Annotated in this window: 17 protein-coding genes and 1 riboswitch; of the genes, 2 read left to right on the top strand and 15 right to left on the bottom strand. The window is 27.4% G+C overall.

What is annotated here, in order from left to right:
* Positions 1-5 precede the first annotated feature (5 nt).
* Positions 6-1,505, bottom strand: coding sequence for an MFS cation transporter (locus AAHM92_RS01425; protein WP_500222747.1), 1,500 nt, complete (start codon positions 1,503-1,505; stop codon positions 6-8).
* Between the two features lie 220 nt (positions 1,506-1,725).
* Here AAHM92_RS01425 and AAHM92_RS01420 point away from each other — a divergent pair, with 220 nt between their 5' ends.
* Complete coding sequence (locus AAHM92_RS01420; RefSeq protein ID WP_500222745.1) at positions 1,726-2,190, top strand: hypothetical protein; 465 nt, start codon at positions 1,726-1,728, stop codon at positions 2,188-2,190.
* 11 nt (positions 2,191-2,201) lie between these two features.
* Here AAHM92_RS01420 and AAHM92_RS01415 read toward each other — a convergent pair whose 3' ends face one another.
* Positions 2,202-2,477, bottom strand: a complete 276-nt coding sequence (locus AAHM92_RS01415) for a hypothetical protein (RefSeq protein WP_500222743.1) — start codon at positions 2,475-2,477, stop codon at positions 2,202-2,204.
* A gap of 67 nt (positions 2,478-2,544) precedes the next feature.
* Positions 2,545-4,329, bottom strand: coding sequence for a hypothetical protein (locus AAHM92_RS01410; RefSeq protein WP_500222742.1), 1,785 nt, complete (start codon positions 4,327-4,329; stop codon positions 2,545-2,547).
* A gap of 121 nt (positions 4,330-4,450) precedes the next feature.
* Here AAHM92_RS01410 and AAHM92_RS01405 point away from each other — a divergent pair, with 121 nt between their 5' ends.
* Entirely contained in the window at positions 4,451-4,939 is a 489-nt protein-coding gene (locus AAHM92_RS01405; protein ID WP_500222740.1) for a methylated-DNA--[protein]-cysteine S-methyltransferase, read from the top strand.
* Here the strand turns inward: AAHM92_RS01405 and AAHM92_RS01400 are convergent.
* The 12 genes from AAHM92_RS01400 to AAHM92_RS01345 form a co-directional block, all read right to left on the bottom strand.
* Positions 4,936-5,211, bottom strand: coding sequence for a hypothetical protein (locus tag AAHM92_RS01400; RefSeq protein ID WP_500222738.1), 276 nt, complete (start codon positions 5,209-5,211; stop codon positions 4,936-4,938). The genes AAHM92_RS01405 and AAHM92_RS01400 overlap by 4 nt on opposite strands.
* Before the next feature lie 4 nt (positions 5,212-5,215).
* On the bottom strand, positions 5,216-5,482 hold the full coding sequence (locus AAHM92_RS01395; protein WP_500222737.1) for a hypothetical protein: 267 nt from the start codon (positions 5,480-5,482) through the stop codon (positions 5,216-5,218).
* A 61-nt stretch (positions 5,483-5,543) separates the two neighbouring features.
* On the bottom strand, positions 5,544-6,092 hold the full coding sequence (gene frr / locus AAHM92_RS01390) for a ribosome recycling factor (RefSeq protein ID WP_023789054.1): 549 nt from the start codon (positions 6,090-6,092) through the stop codon (positions 5,544-5,546).
* Between the two features lie 12 nt (positions 6,093-6,104).
* Positions 6,105-6,818 carry a UMP kinase gene (pyrH, locus tag AAHM92_RS01385; protein ID WP_023789053.1) on the bottom strand — a complete coding sequence of 238 codons (714 nt, stop codon included), beginning with the start codon at positions 6,816-6,818 and terminating at the stop codon, positions 6,105-6,107.
* A 117-nt stretch (positions 6,819-6,935) separates the two neighbouring features.
* Positions 6,936-7,904, bottom strand: coding sequence for an energy-coupled thiamine transporter ThiT (locus tag AAHM92_RS01380; RefSeq protein WP_500222734.1), 969 nt, complete (start codon positions 7,902-7,904; stop codon positions 6,936-6,938).
* A 23-nt stretch (positions 7,905-7,927) separates the two neighbouring features.
* Positions 7,928-8,024, bottom strand: a riboswitch (TPP riboswitch).
* Between the two features lie 51 nt (positions 8,025-8,075).
* Positions 8,076-8,843, bottom strand: a complete 768-nt coding sequence (locus AAHM92_RS01375) for a hypothetical protein (RefSeq protein WP_500222732.1) — start codon at positions 8,841-8,843, stop codon at positions 8,076-8,078.
* A gap of 5 nt (positions 8,844-8,848) precedes the next feature.
* On the bottom strand, positions 8,849-9,721 hold the full coding sequence (gene tsf / locus AAHM92_RS01370; RefSeq protein WP_500222730.1) for a translation elongation factor Ts: 873 nt from the start codon (positions 9,719-9,721) through the stop codon (positions 8,849-8,851).
* Between the two features lie 10 nt (positions 9,722-9,731).
* The gene (gene rpsB, locus AAHM92_RS01365) at positions 9,732-10,577 is read right to left on the bottom strand and encodes a 30S ribosomal protein S2 (protein WP_500223105.1); all 846 of its coding nucleotides are present in this window, start codon (positions 10,575-10,577) and stop codon (positions 9,732-9,734) included.
* Between the two features lie 199 nt (positions 10,578-10,776).
* Positions 10,777-13,536 carry a cation-translocating P-type ATPase gene (locus AAHM92_RS01360; protein WP_500222729.1) on the bottom strand — a complete coding sequence of 920 codons (2,760 nt, stop codon included), beginning with the start codon at positions 13,534-13,536 and terminating at the stop codon, positions 10,777-10,779.
* A 364-nt stretch (positions 13,537-13,900) separates the two neighbouring features.
* On the bottom strand, positions 13,901-14,362 hold the full coding sequence (locus tag AAHM92_RS01355) for a hypothetical protein (protein ID WP_500222727.1): 462 nt from the start codon (positions 14,360-14,362) through the stop codon (positions 13,901-13,903).
* An 85-nt stretch (positions 14,363-14,447) separates the two neighbouring features.
* Positions 14,448-14,885 carry a hypothetical protein gene (locus tag AAHM92_RS01350; RefSeq protein ID WP_500222726.1) on the bottom strand — a complete coding sequence of 146 codons (438 nt, stop codon included), beginning with the start codon at positions 14,883-14,885 and terminating at the stop codon, positions 14,448-14,450.
* Positions 14,886-15,174: 289 nt separating this feature from the next.
* A complete protein-coding gene (locus AAHM92_RS01345; RefSeq protein ID WP_500222724.1) occupies positions 15,175-16,392 on the bottom strand; it encodes a lipoprotein in 1,218 nt (405 codons plus the stop codon).
* Positions 16,393-16,427 lie beyond the last annotated feature (35 nt).

Genomic DNA, 16,427 nt, shown 5'->3' with positions numbered 1-16,427 from the left:
TAAACCTACATTTCATTATTATCTAACTCATCGACTTTTATTTGAGTTTTGGTTTTTTCAATAACTCTTTTTTTAAGAATTATTTTTAAATTTTGCACTGCTAACCTTGGGTTAATGTAGTCTGCAAAAATATACTTATGAGTAAAATAGAATATAAACATAGCAAGCAGAACTAACAGCGAAGAGAGAGTCATAATAACAGTGATAGAATCAATGAAACTCTCGTAGATTATACTATCGTTTGTTAATAGTTGCTTGGTTTTTAAAATTTCATCTACTGATTTAAAATACTTAAACACACCTACCTTAGAATTTAATAAGGTTTCTTCAATAACTTGATTCAAATACATACCACCAAATAAAGCCGATCCAAAAAAGCCTGTTACAGGATTTTTTGGTGCACGATAATTCCAAAACATACAAAAGCTAAATAAAGAGAAAATTATTTGTGTGTAGCATACCCCTATTAGGATATTTAAAATCATAAATGTGAAAGGATTTTTATTGAAGGCTAACACTACGTACAATAAGAATAATGTAAAAAAACTTGTAAATAATAGATACTTCTGATTGAAATGTGGAGTTGCAAATTTAAAGATAAGATAAGAAATCAGCACTGAAGGAATAATGAAATTGAAGTCATATAATCTTAATAGTGTTTCTACAAGGTCATTTGAGTAACCATTATAAATGCCTTGGAAGGCAATAAACATTTTTGTTGTTAAGGACATACTTAAAGTACCTGCACAAGAAACTAAAAATGTAATTATATAAATAGTGAGAAAATTTCAATTATTCTTTCTGGGTAATTGTGATCGAATACTTTCATCAAAAGAACTAGCTAAATTTTTATTCTCCTTTTGCGTAAAACTTAAATATAAACATATAGGTATAAAAAGTAGAACAAATAAATTGGTATAAGTAAAATTTTCAGAAGATAACACTATTGTTTGAAGTTGCCCTATAAATGTACCTAACAAACCAGAAAAACCAATAATTGTATAAATGACTCAAGTAACCGGTAGTGTGTTTATACGATAAAAATATTGTTCATTTAAAAACAAGTAATGTATTGTGGATGTAGAAAGAATAAAAGCATATAAAATTGAATATAGAATGAAGACGTATATATTGCTAACTTTTAGAAAATTCATCAGAAGTGTTAATAAGATAACACTAGCATAAGATAAATACATTCATAATTTTCTACTTTTTATTATACCTGTAATGAATGTAGCAAATGGTTTAAGTATTATGATAAATATTAAAGATATTATCAACAAAATTATTAGATATGTTCTGTTTTCTAAACTTCTCGCCAATGAGTCTTTAAGGTACACTAACTCGTAGCCTAATAAACTTGAACATAATCAAAATATTGCCACTTCCAAGCAAAAAAGTAAAGCATTTTTTGATAACTTCTCTTTTCGTAACATAAGTATTACAATTGTAAAGCAAATGCTAATGATGATTGGTGTTAAAACTGTAATGTCTCAATATTTCATTTCATACCTCGATACTTAATCAACTATTATTTTATTACAAATTTTCTATTTTAATGAGTAAGTTTTATATTGTTATATATGTATTATTGTTTTAAAATTAAAGAATAACTATCTTTTACTAGATAACTAGCTAAATTAACGTTTAATATGGTAAATACTTTCAAAATTAAAACATTAGCATTTAGTTAGAACAATATTAAAACGAAAAAGAGGTACACATATGGAAAAAGAACGAAAATCAAACGAAATTAACTTAAATAAAAGCGAAACTATTTGCAAATTGCTAGTAACAATTAGCGCTAGTATTATAGTAGCAATTAACTTAATATTTTTAATATGAATCATTATCTTAATAAATAATAAAATCACATTCAACTCAACAGAGATATTCTTAAGGAAATTTGCTCCATCAGCAAAATGATTTATATTTGGGTTTTTAATATCATCAATTATCATATCTACATTAGTTATTCTATTTATTAATCTTAAAAAGATAAACTTATACTTGCCAGCATTATACTTAGCTATCTTCTTGGGTATTGCATCAACTATTAGAGCATTTGTCTCAGAATATTATGGCATATTGATATATTTACCAATTGGTTTATTAATATTAATATCTAGTGGATTTTTATATTATAAAAAAATTCAACTTTCTAAAAAAAATAAAAAGGTTATTCAATAATGAATAACCTTTTATTTAACTATTCTTTGCTGAAAAATAATTCAAATATTTGTTCCTTGATAATTTTGGAAAATCTTTTCTACATTAGAAAGAATAAAATTATGGTCAGTATCAATAGTTTCTCTTAATTCTAAAATTGTTATTTCAATTGGTCTCTTTGAATCTTGTGTTAAAGATTTAAATGTATAATCAAAGCATTTTTGTTGATCTAAAAAACTATATCTTACTTTTATCTCCGTAATCATTCTTGAGTCTAATTTTATTTCCAAAATACTGTAACTTTTCATTATTTGATTCTGCCTTTCTTTTAATTTTGCTACAGATTATTAAAGTTTTAGGGGAAATTTATTTTGTTTAATGTGTCATATTATACGGTTTTTCTATGTTATTAACGTGTTTTGTTAATTTTTTTTCTGCTTTCAAGTTCTTAATTTCTTTTTTAATTTTTTTCATATCATTATGAACTTTAATTAAGTATAAACTCGATTCATTATTGAACTCTTGGATAGAATCAATTACTTCAATCTTAGATTGTAACTGAAAGTTATAGAATGCTAATTTCTTATATTGCTTATTACCAACTGAAACTCAATAAATTAGAGAAAAAGTAATAAAGACTAAAAATAGAGCTGGAGTAGCAATAATTATAAGTACATCTGCTATAAAATATACAAGATTACCATCATCATAGTTTGATTGAAAAAGAAAAATTTGCTTCAATATTTCAAACGAAATAGTGTGCTCTGGTGAATTAATATAGAAGTTAGCAACTTTCATAAATAAACCAACTATCGGCGTTATCAAGAATATAACAAACACTGTAATTAATCATCCGGACATATTTTTAAATTTTCTGTATATTTTAGAGTTATTTAACTCCGTTTTATCAAAGTTTGAGTTATTTCAAAATAAAGTATTACTCTTTTCGTTACTATCTTGAATAAACTTCTCGTCCAAAGCATCTTTTATATTTTTTTGTTTATTAAAATTATCTAGAAGTTTTTTTGTATTAAGTGGTCCAGTTTCAAGTGCTTCAAAATGTTTTTCTTTGTATAAATTAGCTTTCTTATTCAAACTTTTTATTACGGTGTTGTCAGAAGTTGAGGTATTATTAACTGTTAATTTTTCTTCAAATTTTGTCTCATAGTTATTTTCCTTCATTTTATTTATGAAATTACTATCAGCCATTCGTTTTTCTCTGTAATTTTCATTAATATTGGCAGTCTTATCTGAATGATTATTATTTTGTTGTTCTCTTACTATGAAATTTTGCTTCTGTTGACTTAAGTTTTGCTCACTTGATTTCATGTCAACTATGTTTTCGCTTTTCACATTGTCATACATATTTTGTGATTTGTCTAGATTTTTATTTAGAAGTTCATTTGATATATTTTCTAATGAAACTTGTTCTTTTAAATTATGATCACCTGAGTTGAACAAGTTTTCACGTGCCCGTTCTAGTTCACGATTATTTTCTACATTATTATGGAAAGTTTCTTGTGTATTTGAATTATTCAAAGTTCTTCTTGGAACATGGATGTTTTGACCTGGGTTAGAAAAATAATTTGAGTTATGTGAAGCCATTTTCTCTTCTCAAATACCACTATTTTTCATATCAGTTAATGTTTCATTTACTGGCGTATTATTCAAATATTCATATGTATTAAAACTTCTTCTTGGAGTAAAGTGTTTTTGAGAGTTAGGTGTTTGAAAATTTTCAATTAAACGAGTAGTTTCACTAGAATCAGTTATTTCAGAAAAGGTTATGTCTTTTTTGGGTATATATCTATCGAAATTTGATGCTTTCTGATTATTAGTTTCCAAACTAGAATGTTCGTCAAAATCAAAAAAATCGTTTGTATTTACCTCACCAACTTCATCAAATAATGATTTAATGTAGGCGGTATCACTCAAACTTTGATTATGTATATTTACGTCCCCGATATTTTCCCTTTGTGTTTTCTGTTTTATTTCAAATTCTCTAACATATCTTGAATCAATATTTAAAACCTCTTGTGTTAATATATTTTTGATTTTCAGAAAACTTATCTCTCCATTTGATATTTGTTTTGTTTGTATATCTAAAATAACTCAATTTTGATTATTATAGACTACTAACGCCCCTATTTTAAAGCCCATATTACACCCCTTGTTTTTAGTATATATTAATGTATATTAAATGTAAAATGATTTTAATTTTAAAATTTCGTTTTTACCTTTAAGTGCGATAAAATATACATATAGTAAAAGAGGGTAAACAATGAAAGAAATACGAGTATACAATTATCAATATGATAACTTTAAACTTAAAGTTGGATTAATAGAAGAAAAAATTGCATATATCGGTTTTGAAAATGAAGATCTACTAAATTGATTTAAAACTGATGAGTTTGACATAGTTGAAACTAATGAAATTTTAGACAACAAACATTCAAATTTGCTTAATAGTTTCTTTAATAAAGAAATCTTGGATCTAGACTTTGATGATTTATATGTAGTCGGTACCGAATTCCAAAAAGAAGTATGAAAAGAATTAATGACAATTCTTCCAGGTTCGACAATTTTTTGCAAACAATTAGCTGGAAAATTAAAAAGATTGGATTCAATTAGAGCTGTTACTAGAGCTGTACAAAAAAACCCAATATTATTATTGATTCCTTGCCACCGTGTTATACCTTATGAAAATGAGGAATACGCTTATAGGGCTGGTGAAGAATGTAAACAAAAGCTTTTAGAATTAGAATCTTAGGAATGCTTTAAAACTAAAATTATTACAATTGATATTATTTCGATAAAAAAGATAATTGCCAAAGAGATGTAGATTATATTTACTAACTTGGCTTTTTTTGTTACATTTTTAACTTCTACTTTGTTTAGTTTTTCATTATATTTATAAATATTAGTTCTTTCTTGGTGGCAATCTACGTGATATTTTTTAAAACAATCGTTTTCACCAAATAAATCAGTTATAAAAGCAGAGTTTTCTTGAATTATTTCTTTGCAATAAAAACAAACTTCCATTGTACTACCTCACTAAAGAATAAATTATATATGCTGCCATTCCAATAATAAACATAACCAACATAAACAAAAATAATACATTGAACGCAGAAAACCTATTTAATTTATCTTTTTTTATATTTTTTTTATACTCTAACATTTCAATCTGCTTGATATCACCAAATTTTTCGATATAACATTGAGTGTGATAATTAGCAATTTCACCCTCTATATTATCTACAAGAAATTTATCTTCTGACGTTATTATTATTTTACAAACCGAACAATTCATACATCCTCCTTAAAAGAAAAATACAAAAAATAATGTATGTTAAATACTTATTTTTTGTATTTTATATTGTCATCAAGTCTTTTTCTTTTTCTTTTGCCAAGTCATCTAAAAGTCCTATATATTTATCAGTTAACTTTTGAATGCTATTTTCTGAATCCTTTTTTACATCTTCAGGAACAGAAGAATCTTTTTTTATCTTATCATTAGCATCTCGACGTTCATTTCTAACTCGTATTTTGAAAGTTTCTAATTCTTTAAAAACTTTTTTTACTAAATCTTTTCTAACATCCTCAGTTAAAGGTGGAATTTTAATTCTAATTAAATCAGCTTCTGACATTGGATTTAGTCCAAGGTCAGCCTTATTTATTCCACTAATAATGTTACCAATTTGACTTCTATCATATGGTTTAACAACTATTTGTTGTGGTTCTGGTGTTGAAATTTGTGATGTTTGTTCAATTGGAGTCATAGTTCCATAAAAATCAACCATAACACCTTTTAACATCAAAGCATTTGCTCTTCCTGTTCTAACTTTTGCTAAATAATTTTTGAAACTTTCGATAGTTTCTAACATATTCATTTCTGTTGTATCAATTAAACTATTTATCATGTTTAAATCTCCTTATTTAATAATAGTGGCTTCTAATTCTCCATGAGCAACTTTGATGATATTATCATGTCCATTCATATCGAAAACTACAATTTCAAGATGTCCATCTCTTGATAAAGTTGCAGCAGTTGAGTCCATAACCTTTAAATTGTTTACTACTAAATCGCTATGACTTAATGAGTCATAAAAAACTGCTTCTTTGTTAGTGTTAGGATCAGAATCATAAACTCCTTTAGTACCATTTTTAGCCATTAGTAAAGCATCGGCTTTTATTTCGATTGCTCTAATACAAGCTCCAGTATCAGTTGTAAAGTAACTGAACCCTGTTCCACCAGCAAAAATAACAACGTAGCCTTCGTCTAATTTCTCTCTAGCATTTCTATAATTGTAAGCATTTGTAACTGTTTTGATTTCAAGTGAAGAGTAAACTTTAACTTTATCAAATCCAATTTTTCTTAAGGTTGCTTCAAATGCTAAAGCATTCATAATAGTAGCTAACATACCCATATAGTCGGCTTCAATTCTATGCAACTCAAGGGTACCTGCTAATTTACCCCTTCAAATATTTCCTCCACCAATAACTATTCCTACTTGTAGACCTTGGTTGGTTAATTCTATAACCTGTCGGGCAACATCACCAAGTTTATCCTTATCATAAATTTCTTCAGACCCTTTTAAAGCCTCGCCCGAGATTTTCAATAAAACTCTTTTAAATTTTAATGCCATATTTACCTCGCTTTATTGATTATAGCAAAAAATAAACTACATTTTGCTAAATCAAAAATAAAGTGTTAATGGAAAAAAACAAAAGAGTTTAATATACATAAAATATGAGTTGTTCAATTATTCCATTTCCATATTATTAACTTGGTTTTGAAAACGTGTTTTCAAGAACTTTAAGTTTTCGCAAATTATTGGAACAGTAATCATATAAATTACATAATCAAACATTGTATTAAATGAATTATAAATCAATGAGTAAACTAATGTGTTTTTTCACTCGAACGCATATGATGGATCAGAACCAATTGCATTAGGATTTAACCAAAACACAACTCCAGCAAGCACTCTTGATAAAAATATAATTATGATGGGTAATGTTATAAAACCACTTCAGAATATATAATTTTTAAATTTACTTTTTGTTAAGTTTGTAGGAACAAACAATGATGCTAATGCTATGCTACTAATTGGTATAAAATAGTCCAATATATATTGATAAGCAGTATAAATAGCAGTTCCAGGCATAATCAAAGGAACAATACCGGCAATCAAACATAAAGTAACAGATTGTGTAAAAGTTAGTAAAAAAGTTCCAAAAAATAAAGGTATATATTTAATTGATAAAGTAATTCAAAATGGCATTGGTGGTATAAATCCACTAACATAAGACAAAATTAGATAAACCCCTAAAAGAACACCCATTGAACAAATGTCGAATATATTTCATTTTTTTGGTTTTTTGATTATTTTGATCTTTTTGATTTGCATAAGGTTAAAAATAACAAGTTCAATGTTTATAGAAAAAATAGCTAATCACAATGATTGTTTATCTCTTATTGGTTGTAATATATATTTCATTAGACTTGATAATGAAAGAATTAAATACATAATAAAAATTGCTATAAACATAAAACATATTAAAATTGTTTCACCAGCATTAGGTGCCCTTGTGCCTCCGTCACTGTCAAAGATATTAACGGATAATAATTTTATTGTTCCAACGATTGATAGCGATAATACAAGTATACAACGTACTACAGTTAATAAAATTGATGTAAGTAATAGTTTATCTTTAAAATATTTCTTCATAAAAATCCTCACGAAAAAGCAGATTTTTTATGTTTAGGTCTTCCTACGCTAGTATTAACTAGATCAGGTTCTAAGAGTATTTCTCAAACTTCTATTTAGAAGCTACCTCTGCCTTTTACAAATTAATTCTATAACAAAATAAAAAAATATCTCGTTATTTGAGATATTTTTTTATTCATTATTTTTAGTAGTTTCTTTAACTTCTGCCTCATTAGAAGTGATGTTATCATTTTTTATTCCGTTTTCCTTAACATCATTACTAGGTGTCTCTTTTTTCGTAGCTTTTGATGGTGTGCTTATATCTGTAGCTACAAGTTTGATTTCTTTTAATTTCTTAGCAAAGTATTCCTGTTGGCTCATCTCTTCAACTTTATGACCTGTTAATTCAACATTTTGAGCGAAGAATTGACCCAAAACACTATTTTTAGAAAGTTTTATTTTTTTTAAGCTTTTTGTTCCTTCTAAATAATTTATAAAGAATTTACTACTTTTTGTATCACTAATAATGTTATTGATCTTAGAATATTTGATACTTTCTCCCATGAACATAATTTGATCTTCTTCAAATATTATTCAAATATTTTGCGGCATAAACCCTAATAAAAAATATCAAACGCCGCACATTACAAATGCAATTGCTATAAAAGTAATGGTTAGAACTCGTGCTAAATCTGGGTTTTCTTCTAAAAAGAATTGTCCGAAATAAAACAACATCCCTAAAATCACTGCTACAAAACTTAAAGCTTGCATTCCTAATATCGTAAATAAACTTATTTTATTTATTAATTTTTTGTTTTGATTTTTTGTGAACTTATACATATAAATATATGAACAAGCAGCGGGTATAATAATTGATAATAATAATACTACAAGAAGTATTAATAAATTATTTTCTTTAAGAGAACCATCTGTTCCTCATGTGGCTGACGCTAATATCATAAAAACTATCCTTTCAACTGAGCAGCAACTTCAGCAGCAAAGTCTGTTGTCACCTTTTCAATTCCTTCACCAACTTCAAATCTAAACATTTGTTTTAAAGTTGCTCCTTTTGAACTTATAAATTTACCCACTGATTGTTTCTCATCCATTACGAAACTTTGTTCAAGAAGAGTAACTTCCGCAAGTTTTTTGCTCAATTTACCGTTCAGAATTCCTTCTGCTATATTTTCTGGCTTACCAGTAAGATCTGTGGTTTCTTTAATAATGTGCATTTCTGAGTCTTTAAACTCTTGAGGAACATCCTCTTTTGCCAAATATCTTGGTGCCATAGCTGCTGTATGCATACATATATTATACGCATCATCAGCAGAAATATCACCTTCAAATTGTAGTAAAACTGATATTCTGTTATTAGCGTGGTTATAGATTGATAAAGTACCACCTTCAGCAACAGATAATCTTCTTAACTCGATTTTTTCTCCGATAGTTGCAGTAGCTTCAATGCAAGCTTCTTTTATTGTTTGTCCAGAAGCTAATTTAACTTCTAATGCTTCTTCATGAGTTGTAACATTAGAGTTTAGAAGCGCATCTCCGATTTGGTTGATTAAACTCATAAACTTTTCGTTTTTTGAAACGAAGTCAGTTTCTGAATTAACTTCAAAAATAATTGCTCTTGAACCGTTGGTTTTAGCAAAAGCAACACCTTCGGCTGCTATTCTATCAGCTTTTTTAGCTGCCTTAGCAAGACCATTTTCTCTTAGTCAAACTATTGCATCATCAATAACTCCATTTGTTGCTTCCAAAGCTTTCTTACAGTCCATCATACCAGCTGATGTGATTTGACGTAATTCTTTAATTAATTGTGGTGTAACTGCCATATATTTCTCCTTATTGATCAACAGAAACATTTGTAGCTGTTGAGTTTTCTTCGTTATTATCAGTTCTTGATGAATTAGTGTTGTAAATTCTTCCAGGTCCTGATGGTCTTTGACCTTGAGGTCTTTCTTCGCGTTTTTGTGCCACTACTTTTAGTGTACTTGGTTGCATTTTGAACCCAGCAGCGTCTGCATAAACATCAACAATGTAGTTTGTTATTATGTTAACAGATTCTTGAATATCATCATTTGCAGGAATTACAAAATCTACCATATCTGGGTCGACGTTTGTATCACAAATAGCGATAACTGGAATTCTTAGTTTTCTTGCTTCTTTAACTGCTATTTCATCAGTTTTTGGGTCTACCACAAACATTGCTGCTGGTAATTTATGCATTTGTTTAATACCACCCAAAGTTTTTTCTAATTTCATTTTTTCTTTTTTTATTAAAATTTGCTCTTTTTTAGGTCTTAAATTAATTTTTCCTGTTTTTTCTTCGTTTTCTATGTTTCATAAAGCTTTAATACGTAAAGAGATGGTTTTCATATTTGTTAAAGTACCACCTAATCATCTTGAGTTTATATAAAAGTTTCCGCTTCTTAATGCAGCTTCTTTAACAGCGCTTTTTGCTGATCTTTTAGTTCCAACAAAGATGATTTTTTCTTTTTTAATTCCAATGTTAGTAACGAATTTTTTTACGTCTTCTAACCTTCAAATTGTTTGTTGTAAATCAATGATATGATTTTTATTTTTTGCTCCATATATATATGGTTTCATTTTTGGATTTCAGCGTTTTGTTTGGTGTCCAAATTGCGCTCCAGCATCCCATAACTGTTCTCTTGTTAAATCTTTTGCCATATTTTTTGTTCTACCTTTCATGGTTTTATTCGTTAGTCTTCCATAATGGTTCGAACAACAACCACTTGTTTTATTAAAATAAACAAGCACTAGGTTGATGAATTCCCATATGTGATTGCATACCCATTAAATAAAATACACAACACTTTAAGTATAAAGTTTTTACTAATAAATATCAACAAAAAACCCATAGGGTTTTTTATATTTCTTTACTTTTTCTTTTTGCTTCGTGGCAGCTGACTGCTCATTTTATAAATAAATAACTACTATAAATAAAGAAAGGCTGAATTAATGCACTAGCAAAGAAGGTAAATAGCATATATAGTGGCATACCAACAGTTCTAAATTCAAAAAAACTATTTAAACTTTGAATTGGTAGCAATGTTATTGCGGTAACTAATATTGCTAAAATCATAAATGCTAACAAGTAGTAATTGAATTTATATTTATCGACTTTCTCAGATCTTTTCTTATACTTAATAGGTAAAAATGTATTGTTATATATTAATGCATAAAATATTGGTCCAAAAATTATTGCAATATACACACCAGTTTTCGCAAATTCTGCAGCGATTTCAGGTGTTTCATGAACCATTATAAGTGCTAATTGATAGTTTAAGATTGCAAAGAATGAGTTAAAAAGAGTTGTTAAGGTAATCTGCAAAATGATGCCTTTTAAAATACTCTCTTTTTTATTAAGTGGTGGCTTATTTTTCATTACCCCTTTTCTTTCTCTTTCCATTCCTATTGGTATTGCTATTATTGTTTCAACAATAAAAATATGGAATAAGATATTGACTGAACCGAGAGCTAGATTTTTATTGATTGCTAGTATTAGTAGGATTGTTATCATTTGACTGATATTTGCAGCAACTAAGAAAGAAATTGAGTACTTAATTTTTTCGTAAACGTTTCTTCCTGAATTAACACCTGAGATAATACTTTTGAAGTTATCATCCGCTAAAATAACATCACTTACTTCCTTAGCAACCTCTGTTCCACTTAATCCCATTGAAATACCTACATCAGCTTTAACTAAACTAGGAGTATCGTTAACTCCATCACCAGTCATTGCAACTATATTTTTTTGCTCTTGCAAATATTTAACAATGACCGCCTTATGATCTGGATTAACTCTTGCAAAAACATTAGTAGTTTTTAATTTCTCTTTTAAGTCTTCTGGAGATAATTCCTCAATTTCTTGACCAGTTATTACGTCATTATGTTCATCATCAACTATACCAAGTCTATTGGCTATCTCATACGCAGTTATTTTATGGTCACCAGTAATCATCATTACTCTAATACCACCATCTCTTGCAATTTGAACGGCTTCTTTAACTTCTGGTCTTGGTGGATCAATTATTGCAACAACACCTAAAAATATCAAACTGTTTTCGTATCTTTCTTTTGGTTTAGAAATCGTTTTTGTAGCTAATCCTAAAACTCTCATACCTTGACTTGCATATTTATTTAATGTTGTTGCTACGATTTCTCTGTCGTTTTCTGTTAATAATGTCACTTCTCCATCGATCAACTTGTGTGTACAATTTTTTAACAGATAGTCTAACGCTCCTTTTGAATAAACTGTTTTTTGGCCTTCAACCAAATTTAAAGTAGTCATCATTTTTCGTTTAGAATCAAAAGGAATTTCATCTAAGCGTTTATTGGTTTTTCTGATTTTTAAATAATTTACTTCCGCTTTCAAAGCTAAATCAATTGTCGCTAACTCAGTTGGGCTTCCAATTTTAGTTTTAGTTACGATTGCATCACTACAAAGTGAAATACAATTAAAAAGTTCTTCATTATCTGTGTATTTTATTTTATTGATCTCATACTCCCTAAAGTTGCAAAAAACTTTATCTACGGTCATTTTATTTTGAGTCAATGTACCAGTTTTATCTGTACAAATAACGTTAATATTACCCAAAGTTTCAATTGACTTCGGATTTTTGATAATAACGTTCTTTCTTACCATCTTTTTAGTGGCAATCATCAAGCAAATTTTAACTATAATTGTTAAAGATTCTGGGATGATTGAAATTGCAGCTGAAACAGCGATTAACATAAGTTTATTTCATGGTCTCATATTTAATGATAATTCATCTCTCATCAACCATGACATTACAAACAATATAACTCCTAATATTATTGAAACCAATCCGATTATAGTAGTTAATTTTATAACTTTATTTTCTAATGGTGTTTTTTCCTTTTTGTGGGTAGTAATTTTAGTAGCTATTTTTCCTATTTGTGATTCACTCCCTGTGCCAAAGACCACACCAAGCAATTTTCCTTCCATTACTAATGTGGACATGAAAGCAATATTTTTTTGGTCTCCTAAAACTAAGTTATTTGAATCAATGATTTCACTAAATTTCAAAACTGGTTCATTTTCACCGGTTAATGCAGATTCATCTATCAAAGCCATTTGATTATCAATAATTCTAATGTCAGCAGGAACAAAATCACCTGCATTTACATAAACAATATCTCCTGGAACTAAATCTTCCACATAAACTTCTTGTTTAGTCGAACCACGTAGTGCAAGAATTTTTTGTTTTCCTTTTGAGTCTAATGAAGAAATATAATTTTGTGATTTTACTTCTTGAACTGTTGCTATTATAGAATTTATAAAAACTATTAGAGCAATTATGATTAAACCAACTATATCTGGTGCTGTTAAACCTCCAGATACTAAGGAAATAATTAATGATAAAAATCCTGCAAGCATCATTATCATACTTAAAGGATCTAAAAAGGTCTTTAAAAATATAATTAGAATGCTAGGTTTTTTTGATGAGGGAAGTATATTTTTTCCAAAAGTTTCTTGTCGTTTTAAAACCTCCTCTTTTGAGAGTCCTTTATTAGGATCTACCTCTAATTTTTCATATATAAATTCATTTGATAACTGATACCATTCAAGATTATTATCTTGAACTTTTTGATCTTCATTCATGCTTTTCACTCCTTGAAACTAGAAATAATACTACTCTTTTAATTTATAAATGCAAACAAAAATGATGAGGAGAGCCTTCAAACTCTTCAAGGATAGAAAAAATACATAAAAAACACCCTTATTAATTAGTTTATTTAGACTCTGTTAGTACAAAATCTTACATAAAAAAATAAAAAACTGATTGTAAAAATCAATAAATACTAAAAATGTGGTAATGATTTTTTTACTAAATAAAGACTTTTGAATAAAGTAATGTTCTTGTATCAATCATAAATACGATAGAAAATAAATAGATTGATAGAAGAGCATCAATTTTGTTTGAAAAAGGTTTAAAAAAAACCCAATTTATGAATTGGGTAAAATTTTATTCTATAACATTCTTCTTTATAACTTTTTGATTAATTGATTTTCAGTTTTGATATGCTTTATGTCCTTTTATCATGAATACTAGTGGTATAATCCCTAATCCGCCCATCAATGTAAGAAAAACATAAGAAAAGTAAAATAAAATTAACTCTATCTTAAATTTTTTTGGATTTGAAGTTTCAATTTCATATAAAATGGTCATTTGGTTGTCTATAGGGCTTTTTAACTTTCTCTTACGTTTAAAAAAACTTAGTATAAATATATATTCAATAATTAGTAAAATTATAAGACCAACCATAGGTATGACTTGAATTATAGGAGCAAGTCATTCTCCTTTGGTGATATAAATAATCATTCTCACTGAAATTGATAATAATATCAATGAATCAAAAATAGTTATTACAAGAGCCCCTGCTATAAAATAAGTTGCTTTTTTATTAAAACATTTATTATTTTCCATAGTAAACTCCTTTTCTTTCTTTTATTTTTAAAAGGAAGAATTAAATGTTTACTCATCATAATGATTTTTTTTGTTTTACTAATTTTTAAGTTCGTTTAAATTCAAAAAATATTCTTTTTCATTCCAAAAAGGACAAGAAAACTTTTAAATTTAATAATCATTTATTTAAAAAAAATAGAAACTTATTCAACATATTTTCGTTTAAAATAAATCTTAAAAAGATGTTTTTGATTCTTTTTACAACGCACGAAACTTTTTTAAACACATAAGTTTGTATCAATTTATACAAAGACTTCATTAAAATAAAAAATAGATAGAAAAGAATTAGGAAAATAATTAAAAATCCCACTAAAATTCCTTGAGGTTGTAACGAACTTGTTATATTTAAATCAGAAAAAGCAATATTCAAACCTTGTTCAAATAACAACAAAGGAATGATCAAAACTAATATTTTTTCAAGATTTTGGTTAATAAATGATAATTTATAATCCTCTTTTTTAAAACTTACTTGATAATTCTCCACTAAATTTTTATTTATTTTCAAGATTATAAAAAAACTATAAATATATAATGAACAAGTAAAAATCAAATTTAAATAAAAAGGAATTCGATTACTTAAATAAGGTAAAAGGATATACAAAAAAAAACACCAAAAGTTATGCTTAAAGTTTTTTTTAAAAAAATATTGTGTTTTAATTTTCTCATACTTACCTCGTTTTATTTCTTAATTTTAGCAAAAGTAAGTAAGGTTTCACATTCAACTTTTAGTTTCAAGAATAAAAAAACTGTTCCTGAGAACAGTTTTTTGTATATTAATCAACTAATGTAATTTCTGTTTTAGCTGGAGCATATTTCCCCTCAGTGTATTCAGTTCCTTTATATCCACCGATAGCCATCGCAATTGGTGCCAAAGAATCCATACCGTATAGGTTTTGTCCACCAGGAAGAATTTCGAAAGAAGGTAAGGAATCATCTTTTGAGTAATGAATTTTAGAAAAATTTAAAAGTTCTTCTTTCTTAACCTTATTTTTAAATTGATCATCCATTTGAGAATATATGTTTTCGATTATTTCTTTTTTATTTTTACTATTATATATAGTTCTTTTTAACTTTATTTTATTTTCGTTTTTGTCTTTTATATGTTCTCCAAACACCATTCTATTCTCTTCTACTAATTTAAAATTAAAAGTTGTAGTTTTACTGGTATTTGCAAAAACTCCAGACAAAGCACTTACTCATGCTAGGTTGACATTAATTTTATCTAAAAAAACATTTTTTTCTATTCCTAGTTCGTTTGCTTTTCCAATAATTTGCATTGCTCCAGTGAATAAATCCGATTTTAGGTATTCCATAAGTGGGTTCGCTACACCTGCATTTTGCATCGCAAATGTATATGGTATGTAACCAGGGTTACCTTCAATTTTCATTTGTTTCCCTATTTTTTTGCTTTCTGAGTTTGAATTATTTTCAGAACCTCCATTATTCTTAATATATTCACCGTCAAAAAACATTTGTTTATTATCAAATAAGCCTTTTACAATAAATATATTTCCGATATTTGAATTTTTTAATACAGTTGCTGAGTCTATATTTTGATTTACATCTATAGTTGCAGCTCCTTTAGCTCTTTTTGAATTCGCTTTGGCTTCAATCTGATATTTTTTTGTACCAGTCACTTTTTTAATTTGAACATCTTCATTTGAAAGATTTAAAGCATTCATTCAGTTGAATGATGTTAATATAGATTTCTCAGTTATTTCCGTTTCTTTGATCCCTTTTGTTGAATCAATATTCCCATTTTCATCCATATTACCAGCTAAAATTGCTTTAACTAAGTTCTCATCATTTTCAAGATCTACTATTTTATTTTCTTCTGGTTTATTTCCTTCTTCTGGTTTATTTCCTTCTTCTGGTTTATTTCCTTCTTCTGGTTTTTTTTCTTCTGTGGTTTTTTTACCACAAGCAGCAACTGTTGCACTAGTTGATGCTACCATCCCAAATGCGCCTATTAAGCTTAGTAATTTTTTCATTTCTTTTCTCCTTTAAAATAAATATTTGTTAATTC

The organism is Spiroplasma endosymbiont of Melanargia galathea, assembly GCF_964031075.1.
Lineage (GTDB): Bacteria > Bacillota_I > Bacilli_A > Mycoplasmatales > Mycoplasmataceae > Spiroplasma_A > Spiroplasma_A apis.
Note: the sequence above shows the minus strand (reverse complement) of the source record. Positions and strands in the feature narration are given on the sequence as shown.